The following is a 20960-nucleotide window of genomic DNA, read 5'->3' as shown; positions in this document are numbered from 1 at the left end:
ATCTGATAATAATACTATAAGTTATAAAGGAGATGACACATATGAATAAGTTTTTAACATCATTAAAAGTAGGATTCGATTTATACGTAAAATCACATGAATTAATGTATAGAAGGTAATTGTAAAACCAAAAGTAAACATCCTATAAATTTGAAAGGGGAACACATAAATGAAAAAAATGCTAGAATCGCTAAAAGTTGGATTCGTATGGTACGCGAAATCATATGAATTAATGTGGAGAAGATAATTTTATTAATGATACTAAACACCCACGTAAACTTCACACTAAAAGTAAGGATGATTAGATGATCTCCACACAAAAATATCAAAGTGACCCAATAACCGATTCTAATAAGTAAAAATGAGAATTGGTTTTTATGATCAAGAAAAATGATTAACTTGATCCATTCACTTCCCTTCAGATAATACCAACCTTTTTTCTTCTATGTTTTACATACCCTTTTTTCTTTGGAACACCTATGGCGTCTTGGTATATTCACCAATCATCCATCACTCGATTTTAACCTTTCGAAACTCCGATGGAGAGAAACTAGTCATTCGTTTGAAAGTATTACTGAAATACGCTATATCAGAATAACCTAAGCGTTCAGCAATCTCTGAAATCCGCAAGTTGCTCGTCTTTAATATCTTTTTTGCTTCTTCCATTCGAAGTTCCGTTAAATAATCAACGAAATTTCGTTTTACTTGTTGTTTGAATAATTGACTCAAATAACTAGGATTGACATGTACTTTTTTGGCAGCCTCTTTAAGGCTAATTTCTCCAAGTGGAGTTGCCTCGATATATTGAAGAACTTTATCTATTGTGGAAAGCGGAAAGGATTCTTCAACATTTCTACTATCTACCTGAACTCCCTTCCCTTTTTTTAACCAGTTTTCTAAACATCTTTTTAAATCCTCATCATCTATCGGTTTTAATAAATAATCTGTCACTCCTTTTCGCATAGCATCCTGTATAAACGGAAATTCATCATGAACACTTATAACGATAATATCCACATGCAATTCTAAATCCCGCACTTGCTTTATAAATGTAAGTCCATCCATAATCGGCATTTGAATATCGGTTATGACTAAATCTACGTCATGTTGTTTAAGCCAATCAAGAGCTTCTAACCCGTTTTTGCATTCATGGGTAACATGTATTGGGAGATGCAACTTATTTATCGTCCACTTAAGTGCGGTACGAACCCATCTCTCATCATCAACCAATAAGATGTTTTTCACTCTATCATCCCTTCCTCATTTACTTTCATGATTGGCAAATGCATATCTACCGATGTTCCTATACCTTGTGTGCTTTGTATTGTAATCCCATACTCAGAGCCAAACAAGTAAGAAATCCTTTGATGAACATTAATGATTCCAATATTTAATCCGTTACTGGTTGTTGTTTTTTGTTCCATTTTTTTTATAATTCCATATAGAACATCACCCTGAATTCCAACACCTGTATCTAAAACGCGAATAACGATAGAAGATTCTGAAACTTGAGATACAGATAAGGTAATCTTCATTTTTCTATTAATCTGATCAAAACCGTGCTTAAAACAATTTTCTACTAAAGGCTGCATCGAAAACTTGACAACCTTAAGGTCCATTGCCCATTCTGGAATATCAAACATATACTCAAAACGGTCTTCAAAACGAAACTTTTGAATTTGCAAGTACATCTCACAAAACTTAATTTCTTCTCCTAAACTAACGGTAGGAGAGCTGTTTTTAAGATTATATCTTAAAAGCTTTCCGAGTGAAGAAGACATACTAGCAATGTCCTCCTGATTTTCTTCCAATGCCATTCCTCTAATTGTTTCAAGTGAATTATATAAAAAATGCGGATTAATTTGTGACTGCAGCATCTTTAATTCAACATCTTTTTGTTTGAGGCTCATCTCCGTTTCTTTCAACTTAGAAATATAGATTTCCTCCAGTAGATTGGATAGTTTTTCTACCGTATTATTAATGCCCATTGTCAATTGTCCAATTTCATCCGTAGACTCCACCTTCACCCTACCGTTTAGATTCCCGGTTTCCACTTCCTTCATAAAATGTTGAAGACGACGAATTGGACGAATCATGCTATTTGCAAATCCAAATCCTATGAGATAAGCAAAGAAAAGTGCGATCAATATCGTCCAAGTGATAGCTTTTCCGATTTGCATGATGCCTTCCGTTAAATCTCGGTAAGGTACTGCTGTAAAAAAACGCCAGCCGAGGTTTTGCGAAAGAGAATAGGTAATAAAATCTTTACGATCATTATCTAATATTCCAGATCCATCTTCTTCTGTTTTCAAGCCTGACAATTGGTCAAACTCAACCTTCTTTCCTAGTTTAGAATAATCGGAGTGGTATACATAATGCCCTTTTGCATCTAAAATAAAAAAATAGCCATTCTTACTTATAGTGACCTTATTAGCTATTTCTTCAATCCTCCTGAAATTAATGTCCATGATCAACATTCCAACTGGCTGTAAAGTCTTTGGATTATATAAACGCCTCGCGAGCGATATCACAGGCTGCTCGTTATTATTTTTTAATTTTAACGTTCTGCTTACTAACATGACCATCCCGTTTCTCGGTACCGATGAATACCAATACTCATCTTTAATTTTGCTAGCAGGATAGTAGTTTTCTAAACCAAGTGTATCGATGACTTGATCATTATCTAATATAACGGTAATATTCGATATATCCGCTCTAGAATATTCGGCGTCCTTTAAGATAGCACGCGTTGCCTCAGTAAATTCTCGATTACTTCCATGTTCTTGAGTTTCTAGTTTTAAAAAGTTAGCAAAGTGAGGGGAGCTAATAATTTTTAAGCTAGCAATCTCAAAATCTTGTAAATAATACTCAATATGTGATTCTACCTGCTCAATAATTTGTTGGCTTGATTCTTTAAACTCCTCTTCTAATTTATCTGAAGAAAGTTTGTACGAAATAATTCCAACCGAAAGAACAGGAAAAATCACTAGTATACTAGACAATACGAAAAGCTTTATTAAAAGTGACTGATTGCTTAACAGTATGAATTTTCTGATAAAAATAGAAAGTTTTCTCCACTTCTTCTTCATAACTTATCATTCCTACTATTTTATAAAATGTTAACGTTTCCAAATTTAATTTTAACCGAAATAACCAGCTTGGTAAACTGATATGTTTACTAGGTAAACTTATTATTTTGCTATGTATGTGTTCGCCCAATTGTATCACGATTTCTTTAGGGGCTTTTCAATTCAGCCTATCACTATACTTGTACAATTCATATTATGCTTGGAATTGTCCTTCTCCATCAGAATATTGGCTGTTTTTCGGATACTTTGTTGCTTTAAAATGATATTTAAACTACTATACTGGGTTGATTTCCGTTACAGGTACTCGCTTTTAGCGAGCGGTCTAAAGAAGCCTCGTATATCAACTGCAATCAACAGCTGCTCGAATTTATTACTTGCTAAAAACAACAATCTTTACGTAAAAAGCTTAATATTTACACGAAAAACCTATTACTAAATTAGTACGTTTTCTCCTACATTCGATGATTCCGTAATTAGGTCTTTTTTATGCTTGCTGGTATTAGGGGATATCCTATTAAATGAGGATGTCCCAAAAGGGCCTGATCTCGAACTCTATACACAGTATATAGTAGTAAAATACTAACTAAACTGTATATAGTGTTGCGAGGTCTAGCCCTTTGTTATGGAACACCCTCATTTTACAAATACTATTGTTTTACTTCTTCTAATAGATTAACTTTAAGTAAAAATCGTTTTAACATGACGGCCGTTTGAGCGCGAGTTGCTGGTTTCTTTGGTTGGATTTCATTTGCTTGTGTGCCTTGAATGATTCCAAGCTGCACAGCCAAAGCCACGTCTTTTTTAGACCAATCACCAATCAGCTGGCGGTCTTTAAATTTCGCCAATACTTGGTCCGTTTTAATAGTCTCTTCTTTTTTCTCAACAAAGTTATAGGCACGACCGATTAATGCAGCCATTTGTTCACGGCTTATGTTCGTATTAGGGCGGAATGTACCATCAAGGTATCCATTAATCAGCCCTGCTTTTACCGCTGCCTCTACCTCTTTTGCAAACCAGTTATTCTTGTTCACATCACTGAAGTTTCCTTGTTTATCATCTGTAGTTAAACCTAAAGCACGTGCGAGTAAAACTGTAAATTCAGCTCGAGTAATGTTTTGTTCTGGTGCAAACATATCCTTTGTTTTCCCTTTAATGATTCCTTTTGTAGCTAATAATTCAATATCCTCTTTCGCCCAATGACTTGTGATGTCCGCAAATGTTACCTTCTCAGGGTTTGGTCCTGCCTCATTTTTATATGTCAGGCCATAGCCAAATCCGTAAGCTTGATCATTTTTGTCACGATAAACATAAGAGTCATCTTCATCATAGCCTGGCACGTCACCATTGTTGTTATCAATCGCCGCTTGATTAGCAGGAAGCGTGAATGGGAGTTTACCAGTCGGAGCGAAATCGCCGCGAATTACATCAATCAATGCCTCTGCTTTTACACCGAAAACAGATATAACTGCCGCTGCATTTTCCTCTATTTCCTTAATCAACCACGGACTGCTCATGTTGATTGTCAGAATGGTTGGTACCTTCTTCTCAATTGCTTTGATTTTGGCAACATCGATTCCGGTATCAGTACCTAATGCTACTGTTAGAGGTGTGTCCGGACGATCATCTACAGTGCTCGGCATCGCATATACTAAAGCATAATCAGCCTCATTAAGATTGTCGGTCAATTGAATAGATGGATCATACTGCTGGATTGATTTCTTCAAATCACTGCTTCTAGTATCCGCTTCTGTCTTAGAAAAGACCTCAACATAAAGTTTCTTTCCTGCTATTTTTTCATCGCTCAGAGGCAACGTATTATCATCGTTACGAAGAAGTACGACTGACTTGCGATGTGCTACGTCAGCTTTTTCTTGTGAAGTTGGATCATTTGCTACACTTTGTGCATGTTCTGGATTAACATAAGGGTTTTCAAATAAGCCTAATTCCATGATTTCGGTCAACAGCCTTGTTACCGATTGGTCGATTCTCTTTTCGGTAATTAAACCATCATTAACGGCTTTGATTAGATCAGTAGGATCTGCTTCTCCTGAAACAATATCAGTTCCGGCATTAATTGCTTTTGCATATCGCTCGGGCTTTGTTAAGCTTTCAACTCCCCATGGCATAGAATACATAATAGATGTATCACTATTAACATATCCTTTAAATTTCAGCTCGTTACGCAAAAGATCTGTAATAAGCGCTTTGTTGAATGCAAAACCAACTTCTTCAAATTCCTTACCATCTTTTAATTGAGGTACACTAAATTCATTGCTTGGATATGCATAATAAGGCATCATGGACGTGGTTCCCGCATCAATTGCTGCCTTGAATGCTGGAAGGTGGTACTTATATAGGCTACCTTCCGTTGGATATGGATTATATTTCCCCCACTCATAATGCGGATCGTGACCATCATCACGGGCACCGCCGCCAGGGAAATGCTTTGTCGTTAAAGAAACGCTATGTGTTCCAAGCTCTTCCCCTTGAAATCCTTTCACCACTGCAGTTATCATGTCAGCTGCTAAGTCAGGGTGTTCGCCAAATGTACCATTAATACGATTCCATAGAGGATCTGTGACAACATCTGCCATATACATATAACCCTTGCGAATGCCAGAAGCCGTCCATTCCTTAGCAGCTATTTGGGCGAATTCTTTAACAAGGTCCGCATCACGCGTTGCCGCAAGTCCCAATTCACCTGGCCATTCTGAAAACTTACCAGATGCTTCCATGAATCCAAAAGCTAAATTTCCAACATGGTTTCGAGGATTCGAGGTCATGACAACAGGAATTCCTAACCTTGTATCCTCCGCTGTTCTTTGCAACTCATTGATCCATGTCGCCAAATTCTCTGCAGATGGGTTGTCACGAATAATTAAGTAGCGTAAATTGCGCTCCTGTATACCTTTAGTAGCTGCTGATGCTGAGATAATCGGAGGATCAAACTCATAAAAATCTTGACCTGGTACTGACCAACTGTTAATCGTTTGTATTGAATCTTTCTCACACAGTAGGCTCGCTTTGTCAGAAGCTGGGCAGGATTTACTATTTCCCATATAATGCGAGGAAATAATCATCATCCCCGCTTTTTCCTCAATCGTCATCTGCGATACGAGATCTTTTACCCGCTCTTCAACAGAGAGCTGCCAGTTTTCATATTTGTCTAGTTGTCCGTTTCCATTTAAATCTTTGTATTCCTTCCCGTTAATCTTAAGTTTTTGTTTGATACGGGCATCAAGTTCAGGCAAAGCTTGGCTACTATCGTTATTTGCAGCAGAAGTATCATCTACTCCTACAATTGGAAAAGCTAGTGCGACGGTTAAAAACGAAGCGAATGAAATTCTTACAATTTTTTTAAAACGATTTGAGATTTTACGCATTATACCTTTTCCCCCTCATTTCTCTCTAGTAAAACGACTATAAAATAACAGGAAGTAAAATTTCACTGCTATGTATAAAAACAAGATCACCTCCTTAAGTGATGTATTGGTTGTACACCTTATTTACATTCCAATAAGACTTTCATAGTTAGAAAATTAAAATAGGAATATCCGTATAATAAAATTCATAATTTTCTGATTTTTAATCTCGTGATTTTGTAAGCGCTTTTTTAAATATTATACGGCTAATTGGATGAGTCATGTATATGGTTTTTTTTAGTAAAATTTGTGTTTTTTAAAGTATTTTAATGGTATTAATCTATAAAAAACTGATATTATTCTATTTTGTTTTGTCTCCATTAAATTCTGCTAGAAGAAATTCCACTTCACTCTAAGGCTGAAATTAAATAAATTCCAGGTCAAAGTTTGACCTGAAATTCACAAATTTATCACACTTTAATTATTTAGCTGACTCGATTTCATCTAATAAGTCCTTATATTTGCTTTGATATTGATCGATAACAGGTTTAACTGCTTCTTTCCATGGAGTAAGATCTTCTACTTCAGTAAACGTTACACCAGCATCTTTTAATTTCTTTTCAGAATTTTGTTCCCACTTAGCCCATTCTTCTTTTTGAGTAGTGACGGAATCTAGAGCAGCCTGCTTAACTATTTTTTGGTCTTCTTCAGATAGTTTATTCCATGCCGTTTGACTGATTAATAATACTTCAGGTGTGCGTTGATGATGATCCAAGATAATATTCTTAGCTTCTTGATAATGGTTAGAAGAATCAAAACTAGGAAGATTGTTTTCAGCGCCGTCGATAATTCCAGTTTGGAGACCACTAAATACTTCACCATATGGCATAGGAGTTGCACTTGCTCCAAGAGCTGAAACTAGATCAATATTGACTTTACTTTGTTGAACACGCAGCTTTTGTCCTTTTAAGTCAGCTAAACTTTTAACTGGCTTAGTCGTATAAAAACTACGAGAACCTGAACTGTAATAAGCTAGTCCTTTCATTTTTGATGCCTCAAGACCATCCAACAATTCTGTTCCTGTTTCACTTTCAAGGAAATTCCACAAATGTTCATCACTATCGAATACATACGGAAGACCAAGTACTGAGAAATTATCATTAAACTCGGCCAGCGGGCTAGCGTTAATTCTCGTAAACTCAATGGCTCCCAACTGAACTTGTTCAAGTACTGATTTTTCATCACCTAATTGCCCAGAAGGAAAGACTTCAATTTTAATTCGACCATCCGATCTTTCATTGACTAACTCGGCAAACTTTTTGTCCCCTATTACTGTCGGATAATCTACTGGATGATTATCTGCTAAGCGAAATGTAAACTCCGCTTTTTTTGATTTGGAATCACTGCTTGCTGGCGCAGTTTCATCTTTTCCACTACACCCCGCAAGTATTCCACCAACCATTATTACAGTAGCTAATAAGCCTGTAATATGTTTTCTCTTCATTCCCATACACCCCTTATTATTTTTTAAAATCTATAATTTCACCCATGTCTCAAGTTATTTGACTAATAAACTCGGAAGCCATAATGTAACTTCAGGAATATAGGTGATAATTAACAGAACGATTAATAATGCATAGAAAAATGGAAGCATGGCTTTCGTACCTTGTTGAATGGAAACTTTTCCAATTGCGCAGCCAACAAACAAGACCGTTCCTACAGGTGGGGTTAATAATCCAATTCCTGCATTCAAGATAAGAACAATCCCAAAGTGGACCGGATCCATTCCAAAGCTTGTTACAACCGGTAAAAGAATAGGTGTCATGATTAAAATCATTGGCGCCATATCCATTGGCGCACCTAGAAGTAGCAATAAAATATTAATGATTAATAAAATGACAATTGGATTGTCCGAAAAATTCAAGAACAAATCAGTTACCATAGATGGAATTTGCAAGTAAGCAAGAATCCAGCCGAAGGACGCAGATGCTCCAATCAGGAAAAATACCATAGAAACCGTTTTTAATGTTCGTTTCAAAATATTCCAAACACTTGATATTGGAGCCTCTCTATATACAACGAACGCTAGAATAAAAGAATATAAACAAGCTAGTGCACCAGATTCAGTTGCTGTGAACCAACCACTCATGATTCCGCCTAAGATAATAACTGCAGGGCTTAATGAAAGGAAACCGTGTAAAAGAATTCCGCCCCATTGTGATCTTGGTATAAGATCTGATTTTTCATACCCTCGTTTCCTTGCAATAATGTAAGCAGTAATCATAAGGGCAATCAACATTATTGCGCCTGGCACGATACCTGCCATAAATAAACTAGCGATGGATACTCCACCTGCTGCTAAAGAATATAATACTAAATTATGGCTCGGTGGTACTACTACCCCTTGGATAGCTGATGCAATGGTTACGCCTACTGCGTAATCGGCTTCATATCCTTTCTTTTTCATCATTGGAATCATAACAGAACCGACAGAAGAGACATCCGCTACTGCAGAACCTGAGATATTACCGAAAAATAACGAAGCAACACTGTTTACCATGGCCAAACCGCCACGAATCCGACCAACCATTAAGCCTGCGAGATTTACAATGCGAGTAGCAAGTCCCCCTGCACTCATGATTTGTCCCGTCAAGATAAAAAATGGGATAGCAAGTAGTGAAAAAGAATTTAATCCCTGAACCATTTGCTGTCCAATAATTGGCATCGGTATGCCTAAATAAATAACTGTTATTAATGACGAGGCAACCAACGTTAGAGCAATGGGCATACGAAGTAATATTAATAGAACAAAGCTTGAAAGTAATATGATGACTGCAATCGTATTCGTTTCCAATTTACATTCCCTCCTCCAGATCTTTATACCTAGTTGTGTCTTTATTGAACAAATGTAGTAGGGAATACCCGCATATCATAATACCGGTAATTGGCATTGCAATATAAGTAATACTACTTGGAAGCTTTGTTGCTGGTAGAGTTGATTCCATCATCAATACAGTAAAATCCCAACCTTGAACAACAAGGTATAATCCAAAAGCAAAAATAGAGATACTAATAATTTTATCTAATACTTTGTTAAAGATTTTTGGAAAAAGATTCGTAAAAGAATCGATCCCTAAATGGATGTGCTCTCGAAATCCTATCGCAATCGCCATAAAAGCAAACCAACCAAGTAATAGCAAGGTCACTTCTTCTGACCAAAAGAAAACAAAGTTAAATAATTTTCTTGTCGCCACTTGAGTCGTAACGACTAGTACTAAGGCAATCAGTGATGTAAGGGCAAGTTTCTCAAAAATAGAATCAATGAAAATCCCCACTTTTTTGATTAGCTTCATGTGTTTCCCCCCTATTTTATTGATATTGCTTGTTCTCTTCTCGTAGAAAACGTTTTCATGAACTAATACTACGAATAATTTGGATGTTTTTAAAGAGAGTTTTTTTAGAAGAATTTGTGTTTTTTTTAGGTGATAAGCTTTTATATTCATAATAATTATAGGTATATATATCTATTTTGTTGTATAATCCAGGAATTCCACATTAAATATACGCTCTTTCTCGCACCTGTATCGAAGATCAACATCGCTATTTCTCGTGAAGCAAATGGTCCGCGTCCAAAACAACTAAATACAGTATGAGACAGCGCCAATTTAAACATAAAAAATCGTCTATCAGTATTCCATACCGATAGACGACAACTTAATCATTTTTATTCGTACGAGCAAGGATCACCATACTAAAAGTAATAAATAAGAAAGCAACAAAAGCTAGTAAAGGGATTGTGATAAACCCTAGCCAGTTAATATATTCTCCTGAACACGGGACACCGCTCGTACACATTTCGAACTGTTGAAGTGCCGGGATTTTTTGAAGGCTGTAATGATAACCAGATACGAGAATCCCCAAAATGGATAGGGGGAGGATATACGCATAAATCTTACTGTTTCCTTCATAAAAAGCCCTTCCTAATAAAAACACCAATGGATACATGAGAATTCTCTGATACCAGCAAAGCGTGCAAGGTACAAAATGGAGATATTCACTAAAGAAAAGACTTCCTATTGTCGCAATGATGGAAATAATCCAGGAAAATAGCAATGGTTTATTCATGGTTTATTTCCCCTTTGCAGCTTCATCAACCATTTGTTCTAATTCTTCAAAAGTGTTCCCTGTAAACTTTTTACCGTTAACAAAAATAGATGGCGTACCAGTTACGTTCAACGTATTAGCAGTGGACATATCTTTTTTCCAATCTTTTTCAGAAGATTTCGCTTTAAACGCCTTAACGACTTTCGCTACATCAGAATCATCGACGATTTCTGCCAATGTTTCTTCTAAGAATTTATCGGTAAACACATCCATTTTCTCATACTTTAGATCATCAGGTTGTTTACTGTATAATAGCTTATGAAATTTCCAGAAGGCTTCATTTCCTAATTCTTTATAAACCGTCTCAGCAAATTTAGCTGAACGGATCGAATCCACATTGATAAATGAAAAATTCATGAAATAAAATTGAACTTTTCCAGTATCAATCAAATTCTCTTGAATGTGAGGGAAGAAGTTTTCCTCAAAATTCTTACATACCGGACATTTATAGTCACCAAATTGGACAATTTGTACAGGTGCAGATGAATCTCCTATTACTGGCTGCTCAGTATAGTCGAAGGCAGCTGCTTGATCTTTTCCGTTAGACAAAAATATTAAACCGATGATACAAACCGCGATTAAGCCAATCACCCAAAAGATAAATTTCGATGATTGCTTTTGTTTTTTGTACGTTTGCTTACTTGATTTTTTATTAGCCATTGTATGACCTCCATACTCTAATTTTTCCTTATTTCACATTATCGGTTACAAATTATACACTACATTACGTAGTGTGATTAAGTAAAAAAGGTAGTGACAATTACAACTAATTACGTAATCGTCACGAATATCATCCCCATTAGCAGAAGCAATACATAAATCGAAATGACCATCGAGGTCGTTTTCAACCTTACCGGGATGGATTTCTTTGGTTCTACTAATTGCTGTAATCTAAAGTTGACCGATTCACCTGAAAAATGAACCAAAGTAGGGCTAGCGTTTCCTTTGTAATAATTGTTAATCAACTTAAACAAAGCACTGCTCAAGCCTAGCTCAGAACCCATTTTTTGGATCGCATATTCGTCAGCCAATAGTTCACTCATAATTTTATAATTCTGATAAGACCATTTAGTTAGGGGAATGAACCAAATAGATTGGGCGATTAGTTGTAGAATAAAAATCTTCAAGGAATCATCATTCTTTTGGTGAAAAGTTTCATGTTCCACTACAGCCACCAATTCATCGCTATCCAATATCTCAATTAAACTACTAGAAAGAACGATGCTAGGACTTCTAAAACCAAAAGTAAATGCGAACGACTCACTATGATCAATGACGATAATATCTTGATGTTGACTCTCAAATTTTCTATTTATGATACTGGTTAATCCTATATTTTGTTGAGCGAATATCACTTTTTTAAACTTTTTCAACAAGATAAATTGTTCAATAATCTTGATCAACGTGATTAAGATTGTATAGGCTATTAATACATTCAATATAATCGTAACCAAAAAATAATAAAATGAAGATTCCTTAAACAAACTTACGCAAAACTTAAAGACATTCACGTGAAGGTTTACTCCAAATAGAAGGTGAGCGATGTACATCCCCATCTGGCTCCATATCAAAACAGCAATCAAAAGACTCAATCCTATGACAAAAAGGGACCGTTTCCTCCACCACATCACGACTTATCCCCTTTAAGTTGTTTAATCTTTTGTTCCAATTTATCGAGCAAAGTTTGGTCCACTACTTCCATTGCATCTAGCATATGATTAATGACGACGCCACCAAATTCATCAAGCAGATTCTCTGTAATTTTTTTCGACTGCTCTTTAATGAAATCTTCTTTGGACTGAACAGGATGAAACAATGAAACCCTGCCTTGTATTCTCTTTTTCAAGACACCTTTTCCCACCAACCGATTCATAACAGTCATGACCGTATTGAAATTGATTGGTTTATCTTGATCCAAACGCTGTTGAACTTCCTTTATGCTTCGTTCATTTTCCCAGAGGATTTCCATGATTTTCGCCTCTAGGGGTCCAAAGAAGCGATTTAGCCCTACCTCATCGTATTTAAAATTATTGATATCCATAATCCTCCCCCTCACCATAATACACTACACATTGTAGTGTATTAACTTAGCCGATTCAAGTTATTATATTCGTTAATTGAAGATTACAAGAGTTGATTATTGAAGCGCAACCCCTGTTTTCCGTAAAGAAATGATGTTTGTGAAAATCAATGGGTCGCAGTTAAGACTACTCAAAAATTCATTTAAACTTGTAAATAGAACGAAGGGACTCTACCATTTTTTTAAATAATACAAAAATTATTAACTTATTAACCGCTAATATTCAAGCTTTTTGGTCATGGAACCATTGAGCTTCATTATCTAAATTTCCAAAAAAATCCGTTTGTTCGCCTTGACATTTCACCATTTGACTGTGAAAATACCTATAAACTACGGTTGTATCTTAATGTTGTAATTTGATTAAAAGTGGGTGAACATCTTCCTGATACTAGCAAATATATGGTTTCCTTGACTAATTTTTGAGTGTACGGAGAGTTATTTTCCGCCTACTTACCCTTTTAGAACTAGGCTAATCGTCTACTCAAGACTTCTCTATATGTGTTCGAAAATCAATGACTTAAATGGCCTAATACCATTCTCTTTAACAACTAAACTATTTTTTAATGACTCTTTCAATCAGTTCGTGTATCTACCTTTTTAGTCTAACGATTTCCTATCAATGGAGTCACTTAAAAATAGCGAATTTTTCGTTTTTTTCATTAAAATAACGCCCCTTAGGAGAACACAAATCATGATCGTGTTATATAGCTTACTTATCATATCTTATTTTCTGAACCTATTTATTCATTCAACATTCCTTACCTATACCATTGGTATTCTAGCATTAATTTCTTTACTATTTTCCCTTAAATCAGCTAAAAACTTATTTAAAGTCGTCGGTAGTATTTTTTTTGTTGTCGGTTTTTTTATTTTTATCTACCAGCAAAGGTCATTTACTGAAGTTCCACTCTACATGACTACAACCGTGTCACTGCTTGCGGTGTTTTATGTTCTTCCGTTTATTAACAGCATCATCATTGTTGGACGGTATGATCAACAAGTAAATAAGTTATTAAGAGTGCGGATTCACCATTTGGGGCAATTATACTATCGCAGTTCATTTGCCGCCTTTTTATTGGGTGGTTTTCTAAATATCGCAACCCTTCCCTTGCTTAAAACGGTCGTTCAAAAAAATCTTGTGGGAGAAACTCAAAACATCAAAAATCGATTTATTTCACAATCATTGCTTAGAGGATATTCTTTAAGTCTACTTATAAGCCCAATGGAGCTTCTCGTAGTCCTAAGTGTTGAGTATACTCACGTATCTTATCCTGTTTATCTTCCTTGGTTATTTTTGATCACAGTCCTACTGTTTGTCCTTAATTGGGTAATCGGGTTTAAGTCTTTTAAACGTTATGAATTGCCTAACGAAACAAGTGCTCACAAAACAGAGGCTCAATCTGCAACCGAGATAGGGATTAATACGCGCATGTCTCGAAAAATCTTCTCACTTTTTCTCTATTTAATTGGTTTCATGATGACAATTATGCTATTCAATCACATCTTTGATATGGGTTTTCTTCAAACAGTCGCTTTGATTATTATTCCCTTTTCATTTGTCTGGGCTCTCTCCATTAGACGATTGAAATCATATATCGCCTATTGCCTACCGTTATGGCAGATCCGAACAGTAGGTCTGACCGATAATATGGTACTTTTTCTATCAGTTGGATTTTTTACAAGTAATTTAAATGATTCAATCTTTATGAACTACATCCAAAAACCTTTTGAATACTTAACAACTACACCTATTTTACTTTTTGTATTTATTCAAATTTTGTTTATTGGGCTTGCGATGATTGGGTTTCACCCTCTTGTAACGATAAGTATACTTGGTGGAGTACTTGAACCAATTATACATTCAATAAATCCAGTTAGTGTCGGTCTCGTTTTAATGACCTCAGGCTTATCGACTACAATTGCCGGACCATTTAATCTTTCTGTATCGCTAACCGCTAATCTCCTTTCTATCAATTCATACAAAGTTTCGTTTTGGAATTTAGGATATGCGTTGATCATGAGCAGCATTGGAACAATCATTGCCATCATTTTATTATAATCTTTCGCATTAATATTATTGAAATAGCAATCTTTTACGTTAACAATTCATCTATCGTAATAAGCAGTGTCAAAAAAAAGAATATGCCCAAAACAAGGCATATTCTTGCTATTTATACGTTTGCTGATAAGTTTGTCGCCGTTTTTTAAAGAAAAGCCAATCGCTGTTCCCTTTTTGATTAACAGTTGTTATACCTACAGCTACAAGGATCAATGCAATAAAAATATTAATCGTTAAGAGTTCATCCTGAATGAACATAGCGGATAAAATGGTACCGGCAACCGGCACAACAAATTTATAAAGAGACACTTCTCCAGCTTTGTTGTACTTTAGCAATGCTGTCCATAATGTGAAAGATGCTGCGGATAGTAATACAGCATAAATTAGCAGCCACCAAGCTTTTACTGTAAAGGTTAGAGCATTCGCCTCGAGGCTCGGGGTCCCAATAAGAAGCATAAGAAGCGAACCTGCAAACATTTGCCACCCAGTCAATGCAACTGGATGTATATCAGCGGATAGGCGCTTGGACAAAAAGGTTCCTAAAGCACCGGCTAATCCTGAAAGTAGCATAAAGCCTTCCCCAAAGAAAGATAAATTAAGTGAGGTATTCTGGCCCCAGTTCGCAAGTATAATCCCGACAAAGCCTGCAACCAAGCCAAATATTTTTCGCCAATCCAAGCGATCGTCTGAGTAAACAAAATGAGCTAGGAACACGACGAAAAATGTTTCGCTTGAATTTAAAATAGCTGCTTTCATTCCCGAGGTATGAGCTAATCCGTTATAAAAAAAGAAATACTGTAAACTTGTTGATAATAGCCCTAAGCCAATAATAGCTGGCAATTGACGCCATCTCAATTTCAGCGAATTTTTATTAATGAAGAACATGATCACAAGCAACAACAGAGACGCCATCATAAAACGCATTCCAGCAAAAACAATTTTTGCTGCTAAATCATCTTCTGCCATGCCAAGTTCTTCATAACTAAATTTCAGAACAGGAAAAGCACTTCCCCATAAGATTGAGCAAAATACCGCAATTGCGATGACCCAATATCTATTTGATAAGAAGCGATGCTTTTGTTGTCTCAAATAGGTCACCTCCAAACTTCTCCATCCATCTTCGCCATCCGATTATTCGTGAGCGTCTTTCGCTTTTGTTCTATCATCTAATAGTAAAAGAAAAACACTTGAAGTCCATGTAAAGGATGTGTCCACTAAACCTTTTCCAGTAAGCGGATCGAAGTTTTCAGCCATTCCCCCAACAAGGGTAAGATCTAGGAATTTATCTCTAATTCGATTCCCTAGTTCTTGATAGCCAAAATTTTGCAAAGCATCTATAAAGAGATATGTAACAGGCGCCCAAATTGGGCCGAGCCAATATCCATTTTCTTTATAGTACTTACTATTTACACTTTCAGTTGCTAATCCATACTTCGTTTCAAAATTCCCTTCAAGATCTGCTACTAATTGATCCATCATGCTTTTCTCTAATCGGTACCCAATAATAACTGGTAGTCTTAGTATTAAGCTTGTTCTAATATTTATTTTGCTACCCTCTTTGCCAACTCGCCCGTAAAAACCGTCCTCATCATAATGCCTCTCCATTAGAAGCTCAAAAAGGGCGTCTGCTCTTTCTTTAAATCTCAATGATTCGTCTTTTTCACCTAGAATTTCTGCAAAAGAGGACAGGACATCATAAGCTCGAATTAAAAAACTAGTAAGGTCTGGCGCTTCTACAGGCATGCCCATATGAAATAAAGATGCATTATCCCACCCTGAATCATTCCCATGCTTATAGTGTGGCAATCTTCCTTCAAATGTTCTATATTGGTCAAAATATTCCATTACTTTTTTAGTAGACTCATAAACAGTTCTTAATCTATGTTCATCCTTAAAGTAATCATTCATTTTCATTAGCTTTTCATAGACATAAGCAAAGATAGGGGGTTTAATGCAGTTATAAGATATGAATTTATCATTTACAAAATCCGGATATGCACCTGACTCGTCTTGAGTCTCCATGAATATTTTCAACTGTGCGTATGCGAGTTCAGGGTAGCTTTTTCCTAAATTCAACGCATTAAAACAATTATCCCATGACCAAATATTATACATCCAAAGCTTCGACATATACATGGCATACTCTTTTAATATCCCATGTGGATGAACAACACTAGACCAAGTGATATAGGAAGCCCTCTCTAAAGAAGGTTGATAATCTGTACTTCCCATTTTCATATTGTCAAACCACTCTTTATAAAGCTGTTCAATTTTTTCTTTTCCTTTTATAAAAGGGGCATATTCCTTTTGTTGATAGACAGTTCTATAGCTTTCGATTACAAACTGCCCACTTTTCATTCGAATATCAATGAAATCATTACCAATAATATTCCAAGGTGCATCAACAGACATTTTACCCGAAAGATTTAAAATCATTAATTTTAATTCCTTCGGATAAATATGGTATTCATACATCCCATCTTCTAATTCCATTAAAGAATCATATTTCCCTTTTGTAGCTCTCAATCTAAATTCTACATTCTGTACTTCAAGATGGATCTCATCTTCTTTGGGAATTATTATTTCTGCATAACCTTCATCATCATCTTTTAAGGAGAATTTTAAGGATGTTTCTGAAGCATGCACTACAAACTCCTTTTCAACCCCATCTTTTAAAATATCTATTTTGAATAGGTTTGATGGTGCGTCATCTCCACCGTGTACATCCCTTATAAATATATCCTCAGAATCTTTCTCCTTGGAAATACAGAAATAAGATCCAAATCTTGAAAAAGGTATTTCTCTTATATCTAATTTCATCATCTTTCTCCTTGTATCGGTTATAAATTGATCAGTAATTTATCAGCGTATCGACAAAATTCAACAATGATTTCTTAATTAAATAAGCAGGGTCTCCTCTGCCTATTGATTCCCTCCTTTTTATCCCGCATTAATGGAAAGTCAAGACCCCCACCTCAAGACTTGGAGGAATCGAAGTAGCGGATTGGAGGTATTAGCGACAGTAGAACGAGACTAACAATCAGTGAGGGATGAAGCCCCCACTGATTGAAGTTTCACTTTATCTAGCTCTGAAAAATTTACTTTCTTCTATAAGGTCTTCGTTATGAATCCTTCTTATTTCGAGTCCTATTTCAAAATCCTCTATTTGCACTCGATATTTTGGAAGCTGCTCTTCACCACAGCTATTGCTTCCTAGTCCACTTTGTCTATAGTCGATCGTTAAAACATTGTAAGGTGATTTTTCAATTTTTCCTCGATGCTTTGCTTCTTCCAATGCATTTGTTTCATAATCATGGATTGTAAAATCTCTTAACTCTTTAAAATTAAATAAAATCGATTGGTTCCCCTTTGTGAGCGCTAAGAAAGAGGTATCACATCTTGAACCATTTTCCTGCGGATATACATAATCTGTGTGCATTTCCTCTACGCTTTTACGATAAAGACCAATACTTTGACTTCTCTTACTATCTTGATAACTTTCTGAATCTCCTCTTCCATACCAAGTCACATCATTGTACTCATTATTAAGATTCATCGAAATCCCTATTCTTGGCAGCATCTGAGGTATTTCATTGCCTCTCAATACCTTTTCACCCTTTAAGTGAAGGTTTAAAACACCATCTTGAGTGATTCTATAATGATAGATAAGATTAAAGCCCCATGCTTGGTTTATACTAGACATATATTTTTTAATCTCAACATCTACAAAACCTTCATTCACTTGATACTCGATCGAAACAAACTGTTCCTTAGCGTTTTTAAGGAAGTGTTTGTTTATCCAATCATCTTTCTTATACATATCATTATCAATGACAGCTCTCCATAGCGTAAGTTCAGGCCCCTTCTGAATAATTTCCTCACCATTTATTTGATAGGATAAAAGAATTCCATGAACCTTTGAAAAAACTGTTCTGAATTGATCGTTTTCGAGGATCAGCTGTGTCTGATCTTCCTCAATTTTCATCTCAGCATCTAGAGCTTTAGAGATATATTCTTTTTCTACCTTTGTAACAGGAATTAGAAAGCTCTCGCTCGTAATAAGGTGGCCTTCATTTGCATAGAGGGTGCTCTCCGGCTCTAAATAACTTAAATAAATGCGAGCATCATCGTATTTTAAAGCGTTCTCGAGATTTATCGGTAATGTGATCTCCATTTCGTCCTGAGCGGCTATACTCTTTAAGGAAATCGTCTTTTCTTCAATCAATTGATCAAAAGATTTAACCTTAATGTGTAAAAGGATCCCACTTAAGTTTCTAAAGTCATATCTGTTTTTCACCTTAATCTTTAAATGATTGAGGTCTATCTCTTCAGTAACAATTGGTTCGATGACTTTCTTGTATTCAATCAGTCCAGGTGATGGTGTCCGATCTGGAAATACTAAACCGTCAATACAGAAGTTTCCGTTTGTCGGGAAGTCTCCATAATCGCCGCCGTATAAATAATATACATGTCCAGCTTCATCTACTTGTTGAATACCATGGTCATACCATTCCCAGACGAATCCACCTTGCAGTCTTGGATATTTTCTCATTATTTCTTGGTATTCTGTCAGTCCACCAGGTCCATTCCCCATTGCATGGGCATACTCGCATAATATATGTGGCTTTTTCCCTTCGGAATCCTTACCTATTTCTTCAAGTGCATTTAATCTCGTGTACATCGTTGTATAAACATCACTATAGGCAGCAACACGATCGCCTTCATAATGTACTAATCTAGTAGAATCCATTTCTTTTATCGCATCATACATAGCAGTGAAGTTTCTGCCAGCACCTGATTCATTACCTAAGGACCACATGATGACACTTGGATGATTTCGATCTCTTTTTACCATTCTGACTGCTCGATCAACATATTGCTTTTCCCACAATTCATTATCACTGATCCAGTTATAATTTCCTGTGTTTTCAAATCCATGGCATTCAAGATCGGTCTCATTAATGACATATAACCCATATTCATCGCATAAGTCATAAAACACATCATTATTCGGATAATGAGCTGCTCTAACGGCATTTATATTATGCTTCTTCATTAAAAGAACATCTTGAAGCATATCGTCATAAGTTACAGTCCTACCCATTGTCGGATTGAAATCATGTCGATTCACACCATTAAAGAATATTCTTTTTCCATTTAATCTAATTTCATTATCAATAACATTAATAGATCTGACTCCGAATCTTACTGGGATGATCTCTTTTTCACCATTTTTTAATTCATATTCGAGGGTTGCAACATATAGATTCGGCTCTTCCGCATTCCATAATAACGGATTTACCATATTTCTTAGCACTTGGAATTTGCCGTTTTCAACTTCTATCGTAAAGTCATCTACCCTTTCATCTTTTTGAAAAAGGGTAACCTTCATTTCTGTAACTTCACTAGTTAAAAACTTACCAGCTACTTTTAGAGTAAAGTTTTTATAATCTTCGTCTGGTAATGTTTCAATATAAACATCTTCTAACGTATTCGTATTCATTCTAAATAACTCAACACTTCTAAAAATACCTGAAAGCCACCACATATCTTGATCTTCTAAGTATGTTCCATCTGAAAACTGGTAAACTCTAACTGTTAATCGATTATTACCGTTTCTTACATATTCCGTTATATCAAATTCTGAAGGCAGTCTAGATCCTTTACTATAGCCAACTTGTTTCCCATTCACATATAGATCAAATGCTGAATCCACACCATTAAATTTTAAGACGATTTTTTCTTCTTCTTTTATATTTTCTAATACTAAGTCTTTAAAATAGATACCTGTCGGATTTTCCTGTGGTACAAAAGGTGGATTAATAGGAAATGGATATAATACATCTGTATAGTGCATCTTTCCATATCCATGTATTTGCCAACATGACGGAACTTCAATTGAGTCTAAACGATTAATCTCAAAATCTTCTGTTTCAAAGTTGAGTGGTGAAAACTCTGGCGCTTCTAGAAAAAGAAATTTCCATTCTCCATCAAGCAACAGATAACCTTTACTCATTTCTTTATTTAATGTAAGTGCCTCACTAAATTCACGATATCTATAAAAATCAGTATGTGCTGATAACCTGTTTATACCTGTAAGATGGATGTTTTCCCATCTCTTCATTTCACGTTTCATTTCATTTTCCTCCGCATTTTTTCTGTAATAATAAGGCTATGTTAAACAATATTGTTATTAATAAGATTTT

General features: G+C 35.7%; 14 protein-coding genes. 1 reads left to right on the top strand and 13 read right to left on the bottom strand.

From position 1 onward, the window contains the following. Window positions 1–510: 510 nt before the first annotated feature. The 10 genes from V179_RS0103160 to V179_RS0103115 form a co-directional block, all read right to left on the bottom strand. A complete protein-coding gene (locus V179_RS0103160) occupies window positions 511–1245 on the bottom strand; it encodes a response regulator transcription factor (RefSeq protein WP_028390240.1) in 735 nt (244 codons plus the stop codon). After that, a complete protein-coding gene (locus tag V179_RS26955; RefSeq protein WP_034300264.1) occupies window positions 1242–3089 on the bottom strand; it encodes a sensor histidine kinase in 1848 nt (615 codons plus the stop codon). The genes V179_RS0103160 and V179_RS26955 overlap by 4 nt, the downstream gene beginning before the upstream one ends. 647 nt (window positions 3090–3736) lie before the next feature. After that, window positions 3737–6472 carry an S-layer homology domain-containing protein gene (locus tag V179_RS26950; protein ID WP_051404807.1) on the bottom strand — a complete coding sequence of 912 codons (2736 nt, stop codon included), beginning with the start codon at window positions 6470–6472 and terminating at the stop codon, window positions 3737–3739. A gap of 460 nt (window positions 6473–6932) precedes the next feature. Further along, window positions 6933–7955, bottom strand: a complete 1023-nt coding sequence (locus tag V179_RS0103145) for a TRAP transporter substrate-binding protein (protein WP_028390239.1) — start codon at window positions 7953–7955, stop codon at window positions 6933–6935. Between the two features lie 54 nt (window positions 7956–8009). Further along, complete coding sequence (locus V179_RS0103140; protein ID WP_028390238.1) at window positions 8010–9305, bottom strand: TRAP transporter large permease; 1296 nt, start codon at window positions 9303–9305, stop codon at window positions 8010–8012. Window position 9306: 1 nt separating this feature from the next. After that, window positions 9307–9804 carry a TRAP transporter small permease gene (locus tag V179_RS0103135; RefSeq protein ID WP_028390237.1) on the bottom strand — a complete coding sequence of 166 codons (498 nt, stop codon included), beginning with the start codon at window positions 9802–9804 and terminating at the stop codon, window positions 9307–9309. Window positions 9805–10165: 361 nt separating this feature from the next. Further along, window positions 10166–10576, bottom strand: a complete 411-nt coding sequence (locus V179_RS0103130) for a disulfide oxidoreductase (RefSeq protein WP_028390236.1) — start codon at window positions 10574–10576, stop codon at window positions 10166–10168. Between the two features lie 3 nt (window positions 10577–10579). Further along, window positions 10580–11275: a DsbA family protein gene (locus V179_RS0103125; RefSeq protein WP_028390235.1), complete on the bottom strand. Its 696-nt coding sequence runs from the start codon at window positions 11273–11275 to the stop codon at window positions 10580–10582. Between the two features lie 110 nt (window positions 11276–11385). After that, complete coding sequence (locus V179_RS0103120) at window positions 11386–12243, bottom strand: M56 family metallopeptidase (protein ID WP_028390234.1); 858 nt, start codon at window positions 12241–12243, stop codon at window positions 11386–11388. Further along, the gene (locus V179_RS0103115; RefSeq protein WP_028390233.1) at window positions 12243–12656 is read right to left on the bottom strand and encodes a BlaI/MecI/CopY family transcriptional regulator; all 414 of its coding nucleotides are present in this window, start codon (window positions 12654–12656) and stop codon (window positions 12243–12245) included. The genes V179_RS0103120 and V179_RS0103115 overlap by 1 nt, the downstream gene beginning before the upstream one ends. A gap of 730 nt (window positions 12657–13386) precedes the next feature. On the opposite strand from V179_RS0103115, the gene V179_RS0103110 reads away from it, so the two are divergent. Next, window positions 13387–14754, top strand: a complete 1368-nt coding sequence (locus tag V179_RS0103110; RefSeq protein ID WP_028390232.1) for a hypothetical protein — start codon at window positions 13387–13389, stop codon at window positions 14752–14754. 108 nt (window positions 14755–14862) lie between these two features. On the opposite strand, the gene V179_RS26945 is transcribed toward V179_RS0103110, so the two are convergent. The 3 genes from V179_RS26945 to V179_RS0103095 form a co-directional block, all read right to left on the bottom strand. Then, complete coding sequence (locus V179_RS26945; protein WP_051404806.1) at window positions 14863–15843, bottom strand: DMT family transporter; 981 nt, start codon at window positions 15841–15843, stop codon at window positions 14863–14865. A 42-nt stretch (window positions 15844–15885) separates the two neighbouring features. Beyond that, window positions 15886–17574, bottom strand: coding sequence for an amylo-alpha-1,6-glucosidase (locus V179_RS0103100; RefSeq protein WP_028390231.1), 1689 nt, complete (start codon window positions 17572–17574; stop codon window positions 15886–15888). A 259-nt stretch (window positions 17575–17833) separates the two neighbouring features. After that, the gene (locus V179_RS0103095; RefSeq protein ID WP_028390230.1) at window positions 17834–20890 is read right to left on the bottom strand and encodes a glycoside hydrolase family 2 TIM barrel-domain containing protein; all 3057 of its coding nucleotides are present in this window, start codon (window positions 20888–20890) and stop codon (window positions 17834–17836) included. Between the last annotated feature and the right edge of the window lie 70 nt (window positions 20891–20960).

It is taken from the genome of Bacillus cihuensis, from assembly GCF_000504145.1.
In the GTDB taxonomy this organism is placed as follows: Bacteria; Bacillota; Bacilli; order Bacillales; family DSM-1321; genus Peribacillus; species Peribacillus huizhouensis.
The sequence above is the reverse complement of the archived record's forward strand: the minus strand, read 5'-3'. Positions and strand labels throughout refer to the sequence as shown.